Source organism: Marinobacter sp. M-5 (genome assembly GCF_032911545.1).
Classification (GTDB): domain Bacteria; phylum Pseudomonadota; class Gammaproteobacteria; order Pseudomonadales; family Oleiphilaceae; genus Marinobacter; species Marinobacter goseongensis.
In genome coordinates this window covers 1,607,324-1,626,886 of sequence record NZ_JAWJEK010000001.1, presented here as the reverse complement: position 1 = coordinate 1,626,886, position 19,563 = coordinate 1,607,324, and the positions used below count along the sequence as shown (strand labels likewise).

Annotated in this window: 18 protein-coding genes and 1 tRNA gene; 10 read left to right on the top strand and 9 right to left on the bottom strand. The window is 59.0% G+C overall.

The window, feature by feature from the left end:
* Positions 1-2 precede the first annotated feature (2 nt).
* Positions 3-461, top strand: a complete 459-nt coding sequence (locus R0125_RS07450; RefSeq protein WP_248181199.1) for a DUF192 domain-containing protein — start codon at positions 3-5, stop codon at positions 459-461.
* Here the strand turns inward: R0125_RS07450 and R0125_RS07445 are convergent.
* On the bottom strand, positions 458-1,243 hold the full coding sequence (locus R0125_RS07445) for an enoyl-CoA hydratase (protein ID WP_317237701.1): 786 nt from the start codon (positions 1,241-1,243) through the stop codon (positions 458-460). The two genes, R0125_RS07450 and R0125_RS07445, sit on opposite strands and share 4 nt — an antisense overlap.
* 212 nt (positions 1,244-1,455) lie before the next feature.
* On the opposite strand from R0125_RS07445, the gene R0125_RS07440 reads away from it, so the two are divergent.
* Both R0125_RS07440 and R0125_RS07435 read left to right on the top strand, forming a co-directional pair.
* The gene (locus R0125_RS07440; RefSeq protein ID WP_317237700.1) at positions 1,456-4,068 is read left to right on the top strand and encodes a DUF6351 family protein; all 2,613 of its coding nucleotides are present in this window, start codon (positions 1,456-1,458) and stop codon (positions 4,066-4,068) included.
* A gap of 135 nt (positions 4,069-4,203) precedes the next feature.
* On the top strand, positions 4,204-5,007 hold the full coding sequence (locus tag R0125_RS07435) for an enoyl-CoA hydratase-related protein (RefSeq protein WP_317237699.1): 804 nt from the start codon (positions 4,204-4,206) through the stop codon (positions 5,005-5,007).
* Between the two features lie 9 nt (positions 5,008-5,016).
* Here R0125_RS07435 and R0125_RS07430 read toward each other — a convergent pair.
* Positions 5,017-5,103 (bottom strand) — tRNA-Leu (locus R0125_RS07430).
* Positions 5,104-5,176: 73 nt separating this feature from the next.
* Positions 5,177-5,800, bottom strand: a complete 624-nt coding sequence (locus R0125_RS07425) for a class I SAM-dependent methyltransferase (protein ID WP_248181195.1) — start codon at positions 5,798-5,800, stop codon at positions 5,177-5,179.
* A 186-nt stretch (positions 5,801-5,986) separates the two neighbouring features.
* Between R0125_RS07425 and R0125_RS07420 the strand changes: the two genes are divergently transcribed.
* From R0125_RS07420 to cydC, 4 genes are read left to right on the top strand one after another with little or no spacing between them, the layout of a single operon-like run.
* On the top strand, positions 5,987-7,432 hold the full coding sequence (locus R0125_RS07420; protein ID WP_317237698.1) for a cytochrome ubiquinol oxidase subunit I: 1,446 nt from the start codon (positions 5,987-5,989) through the stop codon (positions 7,430-7,432).
* A 2-nt stretch (positions 7,433-7,434) separates the two neighbouring features.
* Positions 7,435-8,436, top strand: a complete 1,002-nt coding sequence (gene cydB, locus R0125_RS07415; protein WP_248181193.1) for a cytochrome d ubiquinol oxidase subunit II — start codon at positions 7,435-7,437, stop codon at positions 8,434-8,436.
* On the top strand, positions 8,437-10,116 hold the full coding sequence (gene cydD, locus R0125_RS07410) for a thiol reductant ABC exporter subunit CydD (RefSeq protein ID WP_248181192.1): 1,680 nt from the start codon (positions 8,437-8,439) through the stop codon (positions 10,114-10,116).
* Positions 10,109-11,725, top strand: coding sequence for a thiol reductant ABC exporter subunit CydC (cydC, locus tag R0125_RS07405; protein ID WP_317237697.1), 1,617 nt, complete (start codon positions 10,109-10,111; stop codon positions 11,723-11,725). Before cydD ends, cydC begins: the two co-directional genes overlap by 8 nt.
* On the opposite strand, the gene R0125_RS07400 is transcribed toward cydC, so the two are convergent.
* A complete protein-coding gene (locus R0125_RS07400) occupies positions 11,722-12,963 on the bottom strand; it encodes a saccharopine dehydrogenase family protein (protein WP_248181190.1) in 1,242 nt (413 codons plus the stop codon). The genes cydC and R0125_RS07400 overlap by 4 nt on opposite strands.
* A 3-nt stretch (positions 12,964-12,966) precedes the next feature.
* Positions 12,967-13,371, bottom strand: coding sequence for a hypothetical protein (locus R0125_RS07395; RefSeq protein ID WP_248181189.1), 405 nt, complete (start codon positions 13,369-13,371; stop codon positions 12,967-12,969).
* Positions 13,372-13,583: 212 nt separating this feature from the next.
* On the opposite strand from R0125_RS07395, the gene R0125_RS07390 reads away from it, so the two are divergent.
* Both R0125_RS07390 and R0125_RS07385 read left to right on the top strand, forming a co-directional pair.
* On the top strand, positions 13,584-13,913 hold the full coding sequence (locus R0125_RS07390; protein ID WP_248181188.1) for a hypothetical protein: 330 nt from the start codon (positions 13,584-13,586) through the stop codon (positions 13,911-13,913).
* Between the two features lie 12 nt (positions 13,914-13,925).
* Positions 13,926-14,387, top strand: a complete 462-nt coding sequence (locus tag R0125_RS07385; RefSeq protein WP_248181187.1) for a hypothetical protein — start codon at positions 13,926-13,928, stop codon at positions 14,385-14,387.
* A 26-nt stretch (positions 14,388-14,413) separates the two neighbouring features.
* Here R0125_RS07385 and R0125_RS07380 read toward each other — a convergent pair whose 3' ends face one another.
* Positions 14,414-15,355, bottom strand: coding sequence for an electron transfer flavoprotein subunit alpha/FixB family protein (locus tag R0125_RS07380; RefSeq protein WP_317237695.1), 942 nt, complete (start codon positions 15,353-15,355; stop codon positions 14,414-14,416).
* Entirely contained in the window at positions 15,356-16,105 is a 750-nt protein-coding gene (locus tag R0125_RS07375; RefSeq protein ID WP_248181185.1) for an electron transfer flavoprotein subunit beta/FixA family protein, read from the bottom strand.
* A gap of 418 nt (positions 16,106-16,523) precedes the next feature.
* Here R0125_RS07375 and R0125_RS07370 point away from each other — a divergent pair, with 418 nt between their 5' ends.
* Positions 16,524-18,176, top strand: a complete 1,653-nt coding sequence (locus R0125_RS07370) for an electron transfer flavoprotein-ubiquinone oxidoreductase (protein ID WP_248181184.1) — start codon at positions 16,524-16,526, stop codon at positions 18,174-18,176.
* Positions 18,177-18,314: 138 nt separating this feature from the next.
* Here R0125_RS07370 and R0125_RS07365 read toward each other — a convergent pair whose 3' ends face one another.
* Together R0125_RS07365 and R0125_RS07360 are read right to left on the bottom strand one after the other, a co-directional pair.
* Positions 18,315-18,776: a peptidylprolyl isomerase gene (locus R0125_RS07365; protein ID WP_248181183.1), complete on the bottom strand. Its 462-nt coding sequence runs from the start codon at positions 18,774-18,776 to the stop codon at positions 18,315-18,317.
* Between the two features lie 202 nt (positions 18,777-18,978).
* On the bottom strand, positions 18,979-19,551 hold the full coding sequence (locus tag R0125_RS07360; RefSeq protein WP_248181182.1) for a DUF1285 domain-containing protein: 573 nt from the start codon (positions 19,549-19,551) through the stop codon (positions 18,979-18,981).
* Positions 19,552-19,563 lie beyond the last annotated feature (12 nt).

The window sequence follows — 19,563 nt, the reverse complement described above, 5'->3', positions numbered from 1 at the left end:
GAATGCTGGTTCTGATAGCCGGTTGCGCCACGGCGGAGCCGGAACGCCTGCCAATGGCCGACGCCTGCCTGATCACCGGCGATTGGCGAATTCCCGTGTCGGTGGAGCTGGCGAGAACCCCGAAGCAGCGCAGCAAAGGGCTGATGGGCCGGACGTCATTGCCGCCCGACAGCGGCATGCTGTTCATTTACCAACGCCCGCGTGATCCCGACTATGGCTTCTGGATGCACCAAACACTGATCCCGCTGGACATCGCCTACCTCAATGAGGAAGGTGTGATAGGCGCTATCCGGCGCATGACACCCTGCCCGTCCAAACGCGGCAGCGAGTGCCCGTCATACCCTGCCGGAGTGTCATTTTCACTGGCTCTGGAGATGAACGAAGGCTTCTTCGAACGCCATGACATCGGCGTCGGCGATCGCCTGGAGCTGAACGCTGCCCGGTGTCAGGCAGCGGGCTAACAGTCGCTCCATTCCGGGTTCCGTTTGTCCAGAAACGCACGGATCCCCTCCTGTGCGTCCGCTGCAGCGAGGTTATCGGTCATTACCTGAGCGGTATAGTCATAGGCGTCGGTCAGGTTCAGTTCCAGTTGTTGGTAAAACGCGGCTTTACCCACTTTCAGAGTGTGGCTCGACTTGCCTGCAATCACCCCGGCCATACGGTAAACCGTGTCATCCAGCGCCTGCTCATCCACCACCTTGTTGATCAGGCCGATCTGCTCAGCCCTTAAGGCGCCAATCATCTCTCCGGTCAGCAGCATTTCCATGGCGTGTTTGCGATTCACGTTGCGCGACAACGCCACCATCGGTGTTGAGCAGAACAGCCCGATGTTGACCCCCGGCGTGGCAAAGCGTGCGGTGTCTGCCGCCACCGCAAGATCGCAACTGGCCACCAGTTGACACCCTGCCGCCGTCGCCACCCCCGCCACCCTGGCAATGACGGGCTTGGGCAGGTTGACCAACTGCTGCATGACTCGACTGCACAGATCGAATAAACATTTCTGCCGGTTCTGGTCGCCAAACTGGTCGCGAACTTCGTTCAGATCGTGGCCGGCACAAAATACCTGTCCGCTCGCCGCCAGAACCACCACCCGGGTGTCGTTATCCCCGGCAAGCTTGGTCAGTACATCAGACAACGCCTGCAACATCGCCAATGACAAGCTGTTGCGCTTGTCTGGCTGGTCCAGTGTGACTGTGGTTATTCCATTCTCTGTTACGACTTTGACCAGCTTTTCTGCTGTCATCCTGACCTCGCCACCGGTGACTTTCCGACAGTATTCACAGGGCTCTGAGGCAAGTCGAGACGACTTTCGTCGGCCACACCGGTGTGACCCGGTTCACAAAATTGACGGGACCCGATGTCCGGCTGGCCAAAGCGCGCGCCGTCATACCTGTGGTGTTATGAACGCAATCAGTTACAAAGCGTCACATAAAAAATAACAATACCGAGGTAACGATGAGCTCATCACCCATTTTCATCAAATCAGCATTCTCCCTGGCACTGGCGGTCACTCTTGTTGGCTGCGGCTCGAGCGGCGGTTCATCCGACTCACCCGGCAACGGCAATAACGGCGCGGTGGAATCCGAGCAGGAGGAACGTGCAGGCGAAGGCGCCATTCGTGTGCTTTCGAACCGTGCGGACCTGATCAGCGGCGGCGATGCTCTGGTTGAGGTGGTGTCGCCGGATCTTGAGAATGCCAGAGTGCTGTTGAATGAGCGCGACGTCAGCGGTGCCATGGTGACCATGGAAAACGGCGCCCTTCGCGGACTGATCACCGGCCTCGAGCTCGGGGAGAACGAACTCAAGGTGATCCTCGGAGCCGGCGAGGTGCTGCGTGAAACCCTTATCAATCACCCTAAGGGTGGCCCGGTTTTCTCTGGCCCACAGGTTCAGCCCTGGACCTGTACCAATGCGCAAGCTGTAGACGATAAATGCAACCAGCCGGCGGAATTCGAGTTCAGGTATGTGCCGCAATCGCAGTTCGATCTGTTCGCGCAAAGCTTCGATCCGGAATCTCCGGGTTTGCCGGGCGCCTTCCTGCCCTTCGATCCGGAAAACCCGCCGCCGACTGAGGACATTGCTCAGGTCACCACCGACGACGGTGTGTCTGTTCCCTACATCGTGCGGGTAGAAACCGGGGTGATGAACCGCGATCGCTATCAAATCATGTCACTGTTCCAACCAGATCAGGAGTGGACCGCACTGGCGCCTCAGGCGCAGTGGAATGGCAAGATCCTGATCCACCACGGTGGCAACGTCGGTGTCAGTTACGGCATGGGCCAGCCACCCAATGGCGACATTGCCGGCACAGCGCCGGAAGGCGCAGAAACCCTGCTGGGTGACAGCATTTCCGTCGCGCTCGCCCGCGGATTCGTGACCCTGTCTACCGCTCAGGCCAACCTCGGCCATAACGTGAACCTGGTGACCGCCGCAGAATCTCTGGTGATGGCAAAAGAGCACATCGTCGAGCAGTACGGGCCGGTGCGTTACACCATCGGAACCGGCTGTTCCGGCGGTGCGATTGCGCAACAACACATCGCCAACGCCTACCCCGGCGTCTATCAGGGGCTGATTGTTCAGTGCTCCTACCCGGATGTGTGGACCACTGCGACCCAGTTTGCCGATTACAACCTGCTGAATGAGTACCTGGGTAACCAGGTTTCCGAAGACCCCGCCGACCTCCTCGGTCTCGTGCAGAGCCTGCTTACGTCGCCGGTTCTGGCGGTTCAGTGGCCAGCCCTTTACGGCCATTTGCCGGTGAACCCGATTGTCTCCGACCTGGCGTTTTTCCCCGCCGCCAATCCGGACCAGCAGAACTGCCCGGGACTCGCTGGCAAAGCCGATGTGTACGACCCGGACACCCGCCCGGACGGCCTGCGTTGTGGCCTGATTGACTACATGGTGAATCAGTTCGGTACGCGCCAGCCTGCTGTGTGGTCAACCAACGAGCAGATGCTGTCTCAGGGATTCGCCGGAATCCCGCTGGACAATGTCGGGGTCCAGTATGGTCTCCAGGCACTGCAGGCCGGGGTTATCACCGGCAACCAGTTCCTGGCGGTCAATCGCGACATTGGCGGTCTGAACGTGGACATCAACTACCAGACCGACCGCATCGCAGCTGATGCTGAGGCGCTGGAGAATTCTTACCGTACCGGCGCCGTGAACACGGCGGAGAACCTGGCCAACGTGCCGATCATCGACCTGCGCGGCCCGGATCCCGGCATCGCCCATGACGCCTTCCACTCCTGGCAGGTACGGGCACGATTGCAGGAAACCCAGGGTCACGCCGAGAATCATGTGATCTGGTACGGCGCCTTCCCGCTGGCCGGCGACACCATCTTCACCACGGAAGCCCTGCTGGTGATGGACCAGTGGCTGGCCGGTATGGAGGCCGATGGGGAACCAACGCCGGTGTCGGACAAGGTTCTTGCCAACAAACCGGTTACGGCGAGAGACCGCTGCCTGTCTCTGTCGGCGCCGTTCTCCGCCGAAGGCCCGAAGGCGCCCTATACCGGCAACCTGCTCTACCCGGAGCCCCAGATCGAAGGCCTGAGTTCCGAGCAGATTCCCACCTTCCCGGCAGAACTTGGGCAGATACTGGACGCCGCCACCGGTCAGGTCTGCGGCCTCGATCTTGGGGTGCTGGGACTGCCTGAGACCATCACCGATCCGCTGCAGCCGATTACCGATGCGGTGGTAGCCGCGCAGGAGCTGGTGGTTCAGACCCGTTTCGGAACACCGCGCACGGTCGCCGGTGACGCAATCACCACGCTGACCAACAAATGCCAGTTGAAGCCTGTGGACCCGGCTGACTACCCGATCAACTTTCTGGGCGGTGAATTTTCGTCCGAAGGGTTTGCCGAACAGGTCGCGGAAATCTTCCCGGAAGGCGTCTGTGATTACAGCAAACCCCCGGTGGGCGCGGTGCCGACACTGACCTGGCTGCAGTATGGAGATGAGAGCGCTGTAACGACGGGCGGTGAACCATTGCCCGCCCGCAGCGGCACTGTCGCAGGCTGGGCGTCGCCGGCCTTTGCGGTGGATCTGAATCCCCGAGCCGATCTTTGATCCAAAGGCAGGTGGCTGGCCTTAGGCTAGCCACCTGCCCCGGTATTTCACCAAGCCTTACCTCTAACCGGGTCTTGATCCATGGGCTTCCGGCACGCGAAGATAAGCGATGACCGAAACCAAGGAACCCCGCCCATGCTCTCCAAGCCAAAACTGACGGATGCATTGCTCACGCTCGAAGACCGCGTCGCCACCCTCACCTTTAACCGTCATGATCTGCGTAACGCGCTCACCGGCTCACAACTGATTAACGACATTGTCTCTACCGCGAACTGGGTAAACCACTGTGATGACGTCTCGGTGCTGGTGATGACCGGCGCGGGCTCCGCGTTCAGTGCCGGCGGCAATATCCGCGACATGGCCAATCGCGGTGGCGATTTCGCAGGCGGTGTCGCCGAATGCGCCGATCGTTATCGCAAAGGCATTCAGCGCATTCCCCTGGCGCTGCAAGAGGTTGAGGTTCCGATCATCGCCGCGGTCAACGGCCCGGCCATCGGCGCAGGCTTTGATCTGGCCAACATGGCCGATATCCGCATTGCCTCGGAACACGCGAAGTTCGGCGAAACGTTCCTCAACCTCGGCATTATCCCCGGCGACGGCGGTGCCTGGTTCATGCAACGTCTTATCGGGTATCAGCGCGCCTTCGAACTCACACTTACCGGGCGCATCATCGATGCCGCAGAAGCCAAGGAACTGGGCATCGTTCTTGAGGTGGTGCCGGCAGCGGAGCTGATGAGTACCGCCAATACCATGGCCGGCCGCATCGCCAGCCAGCCGCCAAAAGCCACGCGGCTGACCAAACGGCTGATGAAAATGGCACCCCGTATGGAGCTGAAAGATTTTCTGGATGTGTGCGCGAACTTTCAGGGCATGTGCCACAACGAGCCGGAGCATCTGGAGGCGGTGAACCGAATGTTGGAGGCAATGGCGAAGAAGTAGTGTCTGAAATGGTGCTCCGGGCCGGAATCGAACCGGCACGACCTAACGGTCGAGAGATTTTAAGTCTCTTGTGTCTACCAATTTCACCACCGGAGCATCGGGGGCAGGTTTTAAGGGGCAGAATTGTATAAGGCCGTGTTGGCTAACGCAATTCCAAATCCCGTTAAGATCAGGCGGGTTTCACCGCCCTGCCCTTGTAGATGTAGCCGGCGATCTTCGGCGTCTGGGGAACGTAGAGATTTTCCAGTTCCACGATGTCAAAACCGGCTTCCCGGATCAGGTCCGCAATGTGTCGGTTGAGATGACAGCCGCCGGCGAGCTTTTTCCAGCCGGGGGTAATGCGGTGCTGCCATTTTCTGACGCCGTGATCGTGGGATTCTCCGTGTTCCAGAAACAGCAGTACGCCGCCCGGCTTCAGTACCCGCTTCATCTGGTGCAGGGCTGCATGCCAGTCCGGGATAGTGCACAGGGTGAACGTCAGCAACACTGTATCGACGGTTTCATCGCCCAGAGGGATTTTCTCGCCGGGCAGGTCCAGCCACTCCACCTTGACCGGTGACCGCCGAAGATTCGCCTGGGCTTTGCGGCGCATGCCGTCTGAAGGTTCCAGCCCGTACACCAGATCGACCGCGCCCGGGTTGTAGAATTCCAGATTGATTGCCGAACCCATGCCCACTTCCAGCACGGTGCCCCGCGCCTCGGGAACCACCTGGCTGCGCAGCTTCATGACCTGGCCCATGGAGCAAGCACGATCTATTATGTGTGGCAGTATTCGATCTTCGTAAAAGCTCATTGGATTCGCCATAATTGTTATAAATCAATGGGTGCGACAATCTGTCCTGTCGGTTCAGGTCGTGTTTCCAGTAGCATGACCTGCATCTGCCGGTAAAAACAACTCTACAAGATGCGCCAAAGGCAGCGGCCAAGCGGGCTTAACTGGTCCGCTTACGTAACGTGTGAGTAGTTACCGGAGGTTCTTATGGAGCTCGACCCTCTTATCTTATCGCGAATCCAGTTCGCGTTCGTGGTGTCATTTCATGCCATCTTCCCGGTGTTTACCATCGGGCTGGCGTCCTACATTGCGGTGCTTGAGGGCCTGGCCTTCAAAACCGGGAATCCGGTCTGGGTAAAATTGTCTGCCTTCTGGACCAAGGTCTTCGCCGTTGTGTTCGGTATGGGGGTGGTGTCCGGCATCGTGATGTCGTTCCAGTTTGGCACCAACTGGAGCAACTTCGCCCAGGCCTCGGCGAACTTCCTCGGGCCCATGTTGAGCTACGAGGTGGTAACCGCCTTCTTCCTCGAAGCGGCCTTTCTCGGTGTGTTGTTGTTCGGGCGCGACAAGGTGCCCCCGGGCGTCCATTTGCTTGCCGCCATCATGGTGGCGGTCGGCACGTTTATTTCCTCGTTCTGGATTCTGTCGGCCAACAGCTGGTTGCATACACCCGCTGGCGTTGAGCTCCGTGATGGCGCCTTCTTCATTACCTCCTGGCGTGAGGCGATCTTCAACCCATCGTTCCCCTACCGGTTTATGCACATGGGCCTGGCATCGTTCCTGACGGGCGGCTTTGTAGTAGCCGGAGTAAGCGCCTGGTATCTGCTGCGCGGTCGCGAGGTGGAGGCCAACAAGAAAGCGCTGTCCATGTGCCTGTGGCTGCTGCTGATCATCGCTCCGACGCAGGCGGTGGTGGGGGATTTCCACGGTCTCAATACCCTGGAGCATCAACCGGCCAAAGTGGCTGCCATGGAAGGTAACTGGGAAACCTCCCGCAATGTGCCATTGTTGCTGTTCGCGATCCCGGATCAGGCCAACCAGACCAACCATTTCGAGATCGGGATCCCAGGGTTGGCCAGCCTGATCCTGACCCACGAGTGGGACGGTGAAGTACCCGGCCTGAATGAGGTAGCAGTGGAAGAACAGCCACCGGTCGCTCTGGTGTTCTGGTCGTTCCGCGTAATGGTGGGCCTGGGGCTGCTGATGATCGCGTTCAGTGCGGCCGGGCTGATCCTGCGCAAAGGCGGCCGTTACTGGCGCTCTCCCTGGTTCCTCCAGGGCCTGCGTTTCATGAGTATCACCCCGTTCATTGCGGTACTGGCCGGCTGGATTGTCACCGAGTCAGGTCGCTCGCCATGGCTGGTGTACGGCATGATGACTCATGCAGAAGGGCTCACGCCGTCCCTGACAGGCGGCATGGCGCTGTTCTCACTGATTGGCTATATCGTGGTGTACGGGCTGGTGTTTTCTGCCGGGGTGTATTACCTGATGCGGGTGCTCTATGTGGGGCTTGAAGACACCCACGATGACGACGAGCATGAAGTGGAACGGCCCAAGCGCCCTCTGTCGGCCACTCACGTGCCCTTCGAGATTCAACACGCCGATGACGACATGGTCGGCACTGCCAAGCCCGTGAACCAGGGAGGTCACTGATTATGGAACTGTTCGATCTGCCCCTGATCTGGGCCTTCATCATCGGTTTCGGCATCATCATGTATGTGCTGATGGACGGATTCGATCTGGGTGTGGGTATCCTGTTCCCGTTCGCTCCGTCTGAGGAAGACCGCGACACCATGATGAACACGGTCGCACCGGTGTGGGACGGCAACGAAACCTGGCTGGTGCTCAGTGGCGCCGGCCTGCTGGCCGCCTTCCCGCTGGTGTACTCCATCTTTCTCCCTGCGCTGTACATCGGGGTCTTCCTGCTGCTTGCTGGGCTGATCTTCCGCGGCGTGGCCTTCGAGTTCCGCTTCAAGGCCAACACCTCCCGATACCTGTGGAACTGGGCGTTTGCCGGGGGCTCAACCGTTGCCGCATTTGCCCAGGGCGCAGTGGTGGGCGCGTACATTCAGGGCATGGAAACCGCCAATCGCGTGTATGTGGGGGGGCCGCTGGACTGGCTGACGCCGTTCACGGTGTTGACCGGTTTCGGCATGCTCGCCGGCTATTCCCTGCTCGGCACCACCTGGCTGATCATGAAAACCGAAGGACGCCTGCAGGACTGGGCCTACAAACTGGCGCTGCCCTTGCTGGCAGCCGTGCTGGTGGTGTTCAGCATCATCAGCGTATGGACGCCGTTCGTGGATGACATGGTCAGGGAGCGCTGGTTCTCCAATCTGACGGTAATCTGGATACTGCCCGCGCTGACACTGCTGTGTGCCTTCCAGATTTACCGCTCTGTGCGCAACCGCTTCGAAGGCATGCCGTTCGTGGCGACCATGGGCCTGTTCATTTTCACCTACTTCGGTCTTGTGGTCAGCCGCTGGCCTTACGTGGTACCGCCGGATTACACCTTGTGGGATGCCGCTTCCGCCTATGAATCGCAGTTGTTCCTGCTGCTGGGGCTGTTGTTTGTCATTCCCATCGTGCTGGCATATACCGCATGGACCTACTGGGTATTCCGCGGCAAGGTGCGCGCCGGCGAGGGTTACCACTAAGTGGCGGAGCCGCAGGCGGTTCGGGCATGGCTCTCCGGGCTGGCCCGCGGCAACCGGCGCTGGATTCAAGGCACCGTTGCCGCGGGTACCGTTGCTGGTATCGCCACCATTGTGCAAATGGTGCTGCTGGCGAGGATTGTCCATCAGGGTGTGGTCGAAGGCGTCACCGTGGGCGACCTCACCGGGCTGTTTGTGGGGCTGGTGGGTGTCCTGGCCCTTCGGGCACTGGCACAGGGATTCCAGACCCGCCTCGCGGCTCGCTGCAGTGAACGAGTGCAGCAGGACGCCCGCCGCACCCTGAATCGGCATTGGCGGGCGACCGGACCGGTGGCGCTGGGGCAGTCATCGGCTGGGACCCTGGCCCGGGAATGGATCGATCACGTCGAAGCCCTCCACGGATATTTTGCCCGCTTTCTTCCGCAGATGGCGTTATCGGTGATCGTTCCGTTGCTGATTCTGGCAATCGTGTTCTGGCTGGACTGGCTGGCCGGCGCCTTCCTGCTGTTGTCCGCCCCCCTGATCCCTCTGTTCATGGCGCTGGTGGGTATGGGAGCGGAAAAGCTCAACCAACAGCACTTTGAAACCATCAGCCGGCTTTCGGGGCAGTTTCTCGACAAGGTGCGCGGCCTTACCACCCTGCAACTTTTCGGCCAGACTGCCGGGGCGGCAGAACTGATTCAGCAGCGCTCGGACCACTACCGCAGAATCACCCTGAAGACATTGCGGGTGGCTTTTCTTTCCTCGGCGGTACTGGAGTTTTTTGCCTCGGTGGCTATTGCTGTGATCGCCATCTACATCGGATTCGGCCTGCTGGGCTACATCTCATTCGGACCCGCTCCGGAGCTGACATTGTTTTCCGGGCTGCTGATCCTGCTGCTGGCACCGGAGTTCTTTCAGCCTTTACGCACCCTGTCCCAGCATTATCACGACCGGGCAGCGGCGCTGGGCGCCGGCGCCGAAATACTGCAGCGCCTGGAATCGCCAGTGGATAACCACTGCGTGCCGCGGGCGGTTGAGACCGGGGGCGATCAGGCAGATCCCGCCACTGTCTCACTAGCGTCTGTGTCCGTGGTTTTTGGTGATCAACCGTATGTGCTGCGAAATCTCTCGTTGCAGATTCGCAAAGGTGACGTGGTTGCCCTCACCGGCCCATCCGGCGGGGGCAAATCGACGCTGCTTCATCTACTGGCCGGCTTTATGGCGCCTGACCACGGCACAGTTCGGGTATTCGGCGAAATGCCCGGCAGTTTTCGTTTTGGCTGGCTTGGCCAGAAGGGTTTCCTGGTGCAAGGAACCTGGGCCGATAACCTGAGGCTGACGACACCGGAGGCCTCTGACGTGGCCATTGCCACTGCACTTCGCAACGTCGGGCTTGGGCCCTTGCTGGACAGCCGCCCCGAGGGCATTTATAGCCAGGTATCGGAAGACGGCCAGGGACTGTCCGGTGGGCAGGCACGGCGGCTGAGCCTGGCGCGGCTATTTCTGGCGGATTATGGCCTGTTGCTGCTGGATGAGCCCACCGCCGGTCTTGACAGCGACAGCGAGATCTTTGTTCTGGAAGCACTCCACAAACTGGCTATAGCCGGTAAAACCCTGATATTTGCCACTCACCATCAGGCCTTGCTCACCCTGGCGGATCGCGTCTTGGTAGTATCCGGCGGAGGGGTTCGCGATGCGTGAGCTGAGACCCTGGCTGAGGCTCATCCTCAAACGTCCGTGGCGCCTGTTGCTGGGTGGGATGCTGATTCTGGCCACTCTGCTTTCCGGTATCGCGTTACTGGCGGTTTCCGGCTGGTTCATCACCGAAACCGCATTAACCGGACTGCTGCTCGCGGCGGGCATGGCGGCGAGCATCAATCTGTACGTGCCAGGCGGTGCGATCCGCTTTTTTGCCGTGTCGCGTGCCGTGTCCCGTTACCTTGAGCGGGTGTACAACCACGATACCGTGCTGCGGTTGCTGACCGATATCCGCGTGGCCCTGTTCCGCAGGCTCGCTGCATCCAGCCGTCGGCTTCGCAATGAGCTGACCGGGGCTCAGTGGTTGTCCAGATTGACCAACGACGTTGACGCCCTGGACACACTCTACCTGCGCCTGATTGCCCCAACGGCACTTGCCGGCCTGGTCACGGTGCTGATGTTGGTATTAACAGCAATTCTTTTCGACCTCGCCACCGCCTTCATCGTGGCCGGGCTTCTGGTCGCCGCGTTTGTCGTTTCCTCCGGCGGCGTGTATCTCCGCACCAGAGAACTTGCATACCGCCAGAGCGATCGGCAGGAATCCCTGCGCACGGCTGTCATTGAGCATCTGGAGGGTTTTGCCGAACTGACTGCCGCAGGGCGAACCGGAAAGCATGGCGCCTGGCTGATGCGACAGGCGTACCAGGTGACCTCCGCGCAAACGCGAACAGACACCCGCACAGGCTGGCATCTGGCAGGCACCCATTTTCTGGTCAACCTGACCGCAGTGATCAGCCTCTGGCTGGGCCTCGGGCTGTACCACGCTGATGAGGTGTCCGGCCCTGTGTTGGTGTTATTGCCCATCGCGCTGCTGGGACTCTGTGAAGTCTATGCCATGTTACCCGACGCATTCGGCCGATTGGGGGCGACTGAAGCCTCTGCCAACCGGCTGAACCGGGATTGCGCTGGCAGCGCCGACGGCGATCCGCCCGCGCAGCCGCCCTCCCGCACCGGTGTCGCGCTTCACGCAAAGAATCTGGCGGTGAAACATCCCGGACACGCGATGCTACTGACGCATTTTGAGCTGGAGCTCAAAGCCGGTGAACGCCTCGGTATCCTTGGGCATTCCGGCAGCGGCAAATCCTCACTGGCAGACACCATCGCGGGCCTTCTGGCGCCCGCACAAGGATCGCTGTCTTGCCTGCCCGGAGTGTACCTGACCCAGAGAACTGTGCTGTTTGAGGACACCCTTAGGGCCAACCTGCTCTTGGGTGCGCCTGAGGCCAGCGACACGGAACTCTGGCGTATGCTGGAGATGGTGGAGTTGGCGGATCGATTTGCCGCGGAGCCGGATCAACTGGATACCTGGCTGGGTAGCGATGGCAACCGCCTGTCGGGCGGCGAAGCGAGGCGTGTAGCCCTGGCGCGCGTGTTGTTGAACCGGGCGGCGATGGTGATACTGGATGAGCCGTTCACCGGACTGGATTCGGAGACGCGCAGCAGGATTTCGAAGCGAATGGATGTCTATCTGGAAGGTCGAACGGTGATCAGTCTCGCTCACGGGCCGGATGCCCTGCCGGGCACCGACCGCGTGATTTACCTGACCGGTTAGCGTGTTTCCACGACCTCGAAGGTCAGGCCGGCTTTGCTGGTCAGCCGCTCCATCAACTTGCCATCGAGCAACGAGGCCGGGGTCCAGAAACCACCGGGCTGGTCTGCCGGGATATCGAACGCCAGGCACATACCCGCTTCGCCCAGCATTTTGCCGGTAGAGCCGTACCCCGGGTCCTGATCCCCCGTCACTTTGGTGATGATAGTTTTGCCGTCTTCAGTGCGGCCTACGAAACGCAGGTCATAGAAGCCGTTTTTCTGCGCTTCCGGACTTGGCCCCTCACCCGGCTTGGGCACGAATTTTTCCACCAGCCAGCGGGTGGGCTTCAGCGCCGACGCGGTAAAGAACGCCGCTAGCGCACCGGTGATGCCATAAGCGGTCAGGCGTCCTTTCGCGCCCTGCCCGGTCATCATTGCTTCGTCGTAGGTGAATTCGCTGCCGTAGCGGGCGTTCTGCAAGGCGTTGGAGCGGTGCACCACACGGGTGTTGATGGCACCCATCACAAACGGCGCCAGCCAGGCGTTGAAGGTCGTGTCGAACTCCGCACCTTTCAGGCTGGGCTGGCGGGTTTTGGAACGGTGCTCCGGTGGGCAGATGGAGAACGGGTTCGCCAGTTCCTTGCGCAGCTTCGGGTCAGCCGCGGCTTCCTTGGCGACGTTCATCATCGAGGCCACAGTACCACCGGAGAATTCGCCCTTGGCTACTTTCACCCGCATGCGAACGTCCCGGCAGGGTGCCCCGAAGGTTTCCTCCGCCTTGTTCTGCAGGAACCACACGCCCATGTCGGAGGGAATGGAGTCAAAACCGCAGCAGTGCACAATGCGAGCTCCGGAGGCCTTCGCTTCCTCCTCATAACGCTCAACCATTTTTCGGATCCACTGCACTTCGCCGGTCAGGTCGCAGTAATCAGTGCCCGCGCGCACGCATGCCTGGACCAATGGCTCGCCATACAGCGCGTAAGGGCCGACAGTGGAAATAATCACACGAGTCTGCTCACACATGGTCTGCAACGCAGAAAGATCCGACGCATCGGCCAGGATCACGGGCAGGTTTTTGCCGCCGTCACCCAGTTCGGATTTGAGTGTGCTCAGTTTGCTCTCGGAGCGGCCGGCAATGGCCCACTTGACCGATTTCCCGACCCCGTAGGTCTCAACCAGATAACGGGTGAGAATCTGGCCAACGAAGCTTGTGGCGCCGAACACCACGACATCGTAGGCGGTTTCCTTGGATTCAGTCATTGATCATCCCTTCTTTCGTTGGAGAAACAGCATGAAAAGCGCAACACCCAGGCCCCAGAACCCGTTAAGGATCAGCCCGCCAACCCAGGTCTGGGCGGAGACATCAAGATCCTTGGCTGGAAAAACCACCAGCATCGCAACCGCAGTCGGGCCGACCGCGCCAACAATCACGTGCCCCAGCCAGTAGCTCACACCCCTGAGCCGGCCAAGAATGGCCCACAGTAAGATTCCCCAGAGTCCGCCGAAAAACGCCAGTGACAGAACCGCCGGAACCCCAAGAGGCGGAACAGGGGCCATATTGAACGGCGCCGCGGGTACCACGCCAGCAAGATAGAATAGACCAAAGAGGCCCTGGTGAAAGATCAGTGTCGCTAGAAAACCGCTGACAAACGCTTTTAACCAAACCATGTATTATCCTCTGTTGTGTTTGTACTATCTTTTAACTTGTTGATAATGCTTGCACTCACTGGAAACCGCAACCGTGGCTCAGCGTTTTGAGGGCCCGATCTGATTTCCTGCATACCTGGACAATACCGTCGACACGGCCAATCGTTTGTCACACAGGTTCCGGCACACTGCTGCCAGAGTAGCAAAAGAAACATGCTTCCCGGAGGTTAACCTTGGCGACATTACTCTTTCTAGTGAGCCTGATACTGGCTGCATTCAGCGCCTTCCTTGCCTGGCAGGTTCTAGAGCAACGAAAACTCATCGCCCAGATGATGGAAACGGATGACATTACCGACCCCGACCGGGAACCGGAGCTCGTTCTTACGCTCAAGGTGACCGATCCGATTGCTCTTGCCAAGCGCGAGTCCCGCTCCGCCCGGGTTCTGGCCGATCACCTGCCGGTGATGGTCCGGAAAATGGTATACCAGGAGGTGATGAAAGAGCTTGAGCAGGAACTGGATGACCGGGACATTGACGTGCAAATGCACATTGAATACCGCTAAACGAGGCCGCCCATGATTCTTCTGATGACCTCTGCCACCCTGCTCGCCGCCTCGGCAGGCGGAATGGCCTTCACCTATTGGCAGCTGCTGGACAGCCGTCGCGGTGTACGAGTGGTGAATGCCCATCGTATGGCCGCAAACAGCGCCATCCAGAAAAGCCGCATGGACCTGCTGGAAGTCAGGAACCGGGCGAAACTGCTGGAAGAGACGGTCACCAGTGGCGCGTCCGCGGTGGAGCGGGTACACAAAGCGATTTCCGCCACGACATTCGGCCTGATCGATCACTTTTCCCGCGACGATGAATTCCGCAAAAGTGCCCTGAAGGCCCGAGAAACCCACGACCAGACCAGCCGGCAGATCTATCGCGGGGTACGCACAACCAACCGCGCGCTGCATATTCTTGCGGACACGCTGATCATCAGCAAAGCCGAGAAACGCATTGTGTCAAAGAGCCACAAAAAAAGGCACCCGTAGGTGCCTTTTTCAAGGGTTTCCGAAAGTTAGATAACCTTCTTCAACTCTTCCTCGAACTGCGGAACCGCCTCGAACAGGTCGGCTACCAGGCCGTAATCTGAAACCTGGAAGATCGGTGCTTCTTCGTCCTTGTTGATCGCAACAATCACTTTGGAGTCAGACATGCCCGCCAAGTGCTGGATGGCACCGGAGATACCAACCGCCACGTACAGCTGAGGCGCAACGATTTTACCCGTCTGTCCCACCTGCATGTCGTTCGGCACGAAGCCGGCGTCAACCGCTGCACGGGATGCACCAACAGCGGCACCCAGCAGATCAGCCACCTGCTCCAGCATCTTGAAGTTTTCACCGTTCTGCATACCACGGCCACCGGAGATAACGATACCGGCGCTGGCCAGGTCAGGACGATCAGACACGGCCTTCTGCTCACCAACAAAGCTGGACAGGCCGGCGTCTTTTACTACGTCAACCTGCTCTACAGAAGCAGAACCGCCTTCAGCAGCAACCGGATCAAAGCCTGTCGGGCGAACCGTAATAACCTTGATGGCGTCGTTCGCTTTCACAGTGGCGATCGCATTACCTGCGTAGATCGGACGCACGAAGGTGTCTTCGGATTCCACACGCATGATGTCAGAAACCTGGGCCACGTCCAGCAGGGCCGCAACGCGGGGCATGAAGTCCTTACCCGTGGTACCGGCGGCTGCCAGGATGTGGCTGTAGCCTTTGCCCAGCTCGGCGACCAGCTCACCCAGGTTTTCACCCAGGAAATGACCGTAAACGGCGTTGTCGGCAACCAGAACCTTGCTCACACCTTCAGCTTTCGCCGCAGCTTCAGCAACCGCACCACAGTTCTCGCCGGCAACCAGTACGTCGATGTCGCCGCCGATGGCCTTGGCAGCCGCTACAACGTTCAGGGTAGCCTGCTTCAGGCTGCTGTTGTCATGTTCAGCAATTACAAGGATGCTCATTTAGATCACCTTCGCTTCGTTCTTCAGTTTATCGACCAGCTCAGCTACGTCAGCTACCTTAACACCAGCCTGACGGGAAGCCGGGGCTTCTACTTTCAGGGTGGTCAGACGCGATGCCAGTTCAACACCCAGATCAGCCGGGCTGACAGATTCAAGCGGCTTCTTCTTCGCCTTCATGATGTTCGGCAGAGAGGCGTAGCGTGGCTCGTTCAGACGAAGGTCTGTGGTAACAACGGCCGGGAGGTTGAGGGCAACGGTCATCAGGCCGCCGTCCACTTCACGGGTAACATTGACCTTTTCGCCATCAACAACAACTTCGGATGCGAACGTGCCCTGCCCCATACCGGTCAGCGCGGCCAGCATCTGGCCAGTCTGGTTGTTGTCGGAATCAATGGACTGTTTGCCGAGAATGACGAGCTTGGGCTCTTCTTTCTCAACCACAGACTTCAGCAGCTTGGCCGCTTCGAGAGACTGAACCTCTTCGTCTGTTTCGATGTGGATACCACGGTCAGCACCCAGAGCCAGAGCAGTACGGATTTGCTCCTGGGCGGCCTTCGGGCCAATGGATACCACCACGATTTCGCTGGCAACGCCCTTTTCCTTCAGACGAACCGCTTCTTCAACAGCGATTTCGCAGAACGGGTTCATTGCCATCTTGACGTTGGCGAGATCAACACCGGTGTTATCCGGCTTGACGCGCACCTTTACGTTGTAGTCGATTACTCGTTTTACAGCGACCAGAACCTTCATAGATTCCTCGTTCTTCTACGATGGGTTTATGACTTGCAGTCCTCGCGCGGAGCCTGCTGAAATTCAGTGCGCACTAATGATGGAGGCAACGGTCAGCAGAATCAATAGCCTCAAACGACGCGCCAGGACAGACCTTTCAGCCAACTTCCCGATATTGACTGGGAATGGCCGTGAGACGATACTAGAATTCGACTCAGAATACACATTGTTTCAGTGCTGTCATACAATGCCAAAGGACAGCCCAAATTTCAAACAAACGTTTGTTTGATTCTTCAATTACGGTATCCTTTTCTGTAGGCAAGTGGCGTGATTCCGCTTGCAACAGTCGTCTATAAGCACTTTTACCGGTATGATGGCGACCCAGAATACTTCGCCTGCGGGCACACAATATCCATTAAAGATGTTTGAGGAGACCAACGTGGAACGCGAATCGATGGAATTTGATGTTCTGATCGTCGGCGGCGGCCCGGCGGGCCTGTCGGCAGCTTGCCGTGTCATGCAGATGGCACAGGAAGCTGGCGAGGAACTCACCGTATGCGTGGTTGAGAAGGGTTCTGAGATCGGCGCGCACATTCTTGCGGGCACCGTATTCGAGCCTACCGCGCTCAATGAGCTCTTTCCTGATTGGAAAGAGAAAGGCGCCCCACTCAACACGCCGGTTACCCGTGACGATATCTTCCTGCTGAAAAACCAGGAAAACGCCACCAAAATTCCCAATGCCTTTGTGCCCAAAAACATGCACAACCATGGCAATTACATCATCAGCCTTGGCAATCTGTGCCGCTGGCTCGCCGAGCAGGCGGAAGGCATGGGCGTGGAAGTCTACCCGGGCTTTGCCGCATCCGAGACCATTGTTGAGGATGGCCAGGTTAAAGGGATCATCACCGGCGACATGGGCGTGGCCCGTGATGGCAGCGAAAAAGACGGCTACATGCCGGGCATGGAGCTTCGCGCCAAGTACACCCTGTTTACCGAAGGCTGCCGCGGCCACCTCGGCAAGCGCCTGATCAGCGACTTCAAGCTGGATGAAGGCAAAGACCCCCAGCACTACGGGATCGGCATCAAGGAGCTGTGGGACATTGATCCGGCCAAACATGAGCCGGGCCTGGTGGTGCACACCACCGGCTGGCCACTGAGTGAAAGCGGTTCCACCGGCGGCTCCTTCCTGTATCACCTGGAGAACGGTCAGGTATATGTAGGTCTGATCACCGACCTCTCCTACAGCAACCCGAACCTGAGCCCGTTTGAGGAATTCCAGCGCCTTAAACTGCACCCTGAGGTCAAAAAATACCTGGAAGGCGGCAAGCGCGTGTCCTACGGCGCACGCGCGATCTCCAAGGGCGGCTTTAACGCACTGCCGAAGATGAGCTTCCCGGGCGGTCTGTTGCTGGGCTGCGATGCCGGTACTCTGAACAGCTCCAAGATCAAGGGCTCCCACACGGCCATGAAGTCCGGCCTGTTGGGCGCGGAAGCGGTGTTCGAAGCTCTGAAGGAAGGCAAGACCGGAGAGGAAATCACCAGCTTCGGTGACCGCTTCAAGGACAGCTGGCTGTATAAGGAGCTGTACAACGAGCGTAACTTTGGCCCGGCTATGCACAAGTTCGGCAATGTGGTCGGCGGCGCCATTGCCTTTTTTGAGCAGAATATCCTGCGCGGCAGCCTGCCCTTCACCTTCCGTGACACCACACCGGATTACGCCACGCTGAAGCCGGCAGCGGAAGCAAAGCAGATCAGCTACCCGAAGCCGGATAACAAGCTGACCTTTGACCGCCTCTCGTCGGTGTTCATTTCCAACACCAACCACGAGGAAGACCAGCCGGTTCACCTGAAGCTGACCGATCCGGATTTGCCGATCAGGGACAATTTGCCCAAGTACAACGAGCCCGCGCAGCGGTACTGTCCGGCTGGGGTGTACGAAGTGGTCGAAAAGGACGACGGCAGCGGTAACCGCTTCCAGATCAACGCCCAGAACTGTGTTCACTGCAAGACCTGTGACATCAAGGACCCTGCACAGAACATTACCTGGGTAACTCCGGAAGGTGGCGGTGGCCCCAACTACCCGAACATGTAAGTTCGGGTACCGGTAAAAAAACGGCCCCTTGCGGGCCGTTTTTTTGGGTCGGATCACCGCTGCGCCTGATCCGGCAATTCTTTCGCTCATAAAAAAACGGCCCGCGAGGGGCCGTTTTTTGTACCGCTTCAGAAAAGCTTAGTGCACGTGGCCGTGCTCTTGCTCTTCGTCAGTTGCATCGCGAGCCTCTACCACTTCCACGTCGAAGTGCAGAGTCTGGCCAGCCAGCGGATGGTTGGCATCGATGGTGACGGTCTCGTCGCCAACTTCAACCACACGAACAACCTGCGGGCCGCCCGGTGTTTGCGCCTGGAACTGCATGCCCGGCTCGATGGAATCAACGCCTTCGAATGCAGAACGGGGAACGGGCTGGATCAGCTCTTCATTGACTTCACCGTAGCCTTCACCCGGCGCGACAGTAACTTTTGCCTGATCGCCGGCGTTCTTTTCGTTCAGCGCACTCTCCAGTCCGCCGATAATGTTTTGCGCACCTTCCAGATAAGACAGCGGCTCACGACCTTCTACACGGGACGAGTCAAGCTGCTCACCCTGGTCATTAGTGAGTGTGTAATGGATGGTGACAACACGAGGTTGGGCCATGTGATCTCCTTGCGTGTCGCAATGACTGTTTAATTGAATTTGGGCAATCGCAAGTAATCGTGAACAGCCAGACTGCACAGAGGGACTGACGACCACCGGGCCTCGTTAGAGAGCCAGGCTCGTTAACAAGATCGAAAGCACAGTTTAACAAGTGTCGGACTGCGTTTTCTACCGTGAGTTATTTGGGGCGCAGCGCGGCTTTTCAACCACCCTGCCCGATTTCATAGAAGTTTCCACCGCTCCAGACGCCGAGAACCGCAGAATCTCCGGGAAGTTTGCGCTCCACGACCCGATTCGCGAGATCGTAGAACGCGCTTGTAGCCAGCCGCGCCTCCAGGCCATGGCGCACCGTGATCACAGGCCGTGGCTCATCACCGGCCGGATAGGTGCCCACAACCAGGGGATGCTGCTCGCCTATGGTCAGGGTTTCACCCACATTGGTGGTGAGGGTCAGAGTCTGGGACTCACCCTCTCCCTCCGCTTCCAGTGTGTGCGCTAGCAAGGGGGCATCTTCCACCCCAATCCGCCATTTCTCCACCGGTGTAACCAGATAATACTCGCCATCCTGTTCACGACGCAGAATCGTTGAGAACAGCCGCACGATGGCTTCCCGCGCCAGGGGTTCACCCTTGTACAACCACTGGCCGTCGCGGGCGATCCGGATGTCGATGTCGCCGGACAGCTCCGGGTGCCATTTCTCCAGCGGTGGCAGGCCCTTGCCTGCGTCTTTGGACTGCTCGATCTGACTGGCAATGTGATCAGGTTTCTGTTCCATGCTGCACTGTCC

Bases quoted from the DNA above. Each gene is read 5' to 3' on its own strand.
- R0125_RS07450 (WP_248181199.1), top strand. From the start codon at position 3: ATGCTGGTTCTGATAGCCGGTTGCGCCACGGCGGAGCCGGAACGCCTG.
- R0125_RS07445 (WP_317237701.1), bottom strand. From the start codon at position 1,243: ATGACAGCAGAAAAGCTGGTCAAAGTCGTAACAGAGAATGGAATAACC.
- R0125_RS07440 (WP_317237700.1), top strand. From the start codon at position 1,456: ATGAGCTCATCACCCATTTTCATCAAATCAGCATTCTCCCTGGCACTG.
- R0125_RS07435 (WP_317237699.1), top strand. From the start codon at position 4,204: ATGCTCTCCAAGCCAAAACTGACGGATGCATTGCTCACGCTCGAAGAC.
- R0125_RS07425 (WP_248181195.1), bottom strand. From the start codon at position 5,800: ATGAGCTTTTACGAAGATCGAATACTGCCACACATAATAGATCGTGCT.
- R0125_RS07420 (WP_317237698.1), top strand. From the start codon at position 5,987: ATGGAGCTCGACCCTCTTATCTTATCGCGAATCCAGTTCGCGTTCGTG.
- cydB (WP_248181193.1), top strand. From the start codon at position 7,435: ATGGAACTGTTCGATCTGCCCCTGATCTGGGCCTTCATCATCGGTTTC.
- cydC (WP_317237697.1), top strand. From the start codon at position 10,109: ATGCGTGAGCTGAGACCCTGGCTGAGGCTCATCCTCAAACGTCCGTGG.
- R0125_RS07400 (WP_248181190.1), bottom strand. From the start codon at position 12,963: ATGACTGAATCCAAGGAAACCGCCTACGATGTCGTGGTGTTCGGCGCC.
- R0125_RS07395 (WP_248181189.1), bottom strand. From the start codon at position 13,371: ATGGTTTGGTTAAAAGCGTTTGTCAGCGGTTTTCTAGCGACACTGATC.
- R0125_RS07385 (WP_248181187.1), top strand. From the start codon at position 13,926: ATGATTCTTCTGATGACCTCTGCCACCCTGCTCGCCGCCTCGGCAGGC.
- R0125_RS07380 (WP_317237695.1), bottom strand. From the start codon at position 15,355: ATGAGCATCCTTGTAATTGCTGAACATGACAACAGCAGCCTGAAGCAG.
- R0125_RS07375 (WP_248181185.1), bottom strand. From the start codon at position 16,105: ATGAAGGTTCTGGTCGCTGTAAAACGAGTAATCGACTACAACGTAAAG.
- R0125_RS07365 (WP_248181183.1), bottom strand. From the start codon at position 18,776: ATGGCCCAACCTCGTGTTGTCACCATCCATTACACACTCACTAATGAC.
- R0125_RS07360 (WP_248181182.1), bottom strand. From the start codon at position 19,551: ATGGAACAGAAACCTGATCACATTGCCAGTCAGATCGAGCAGTCCAAA.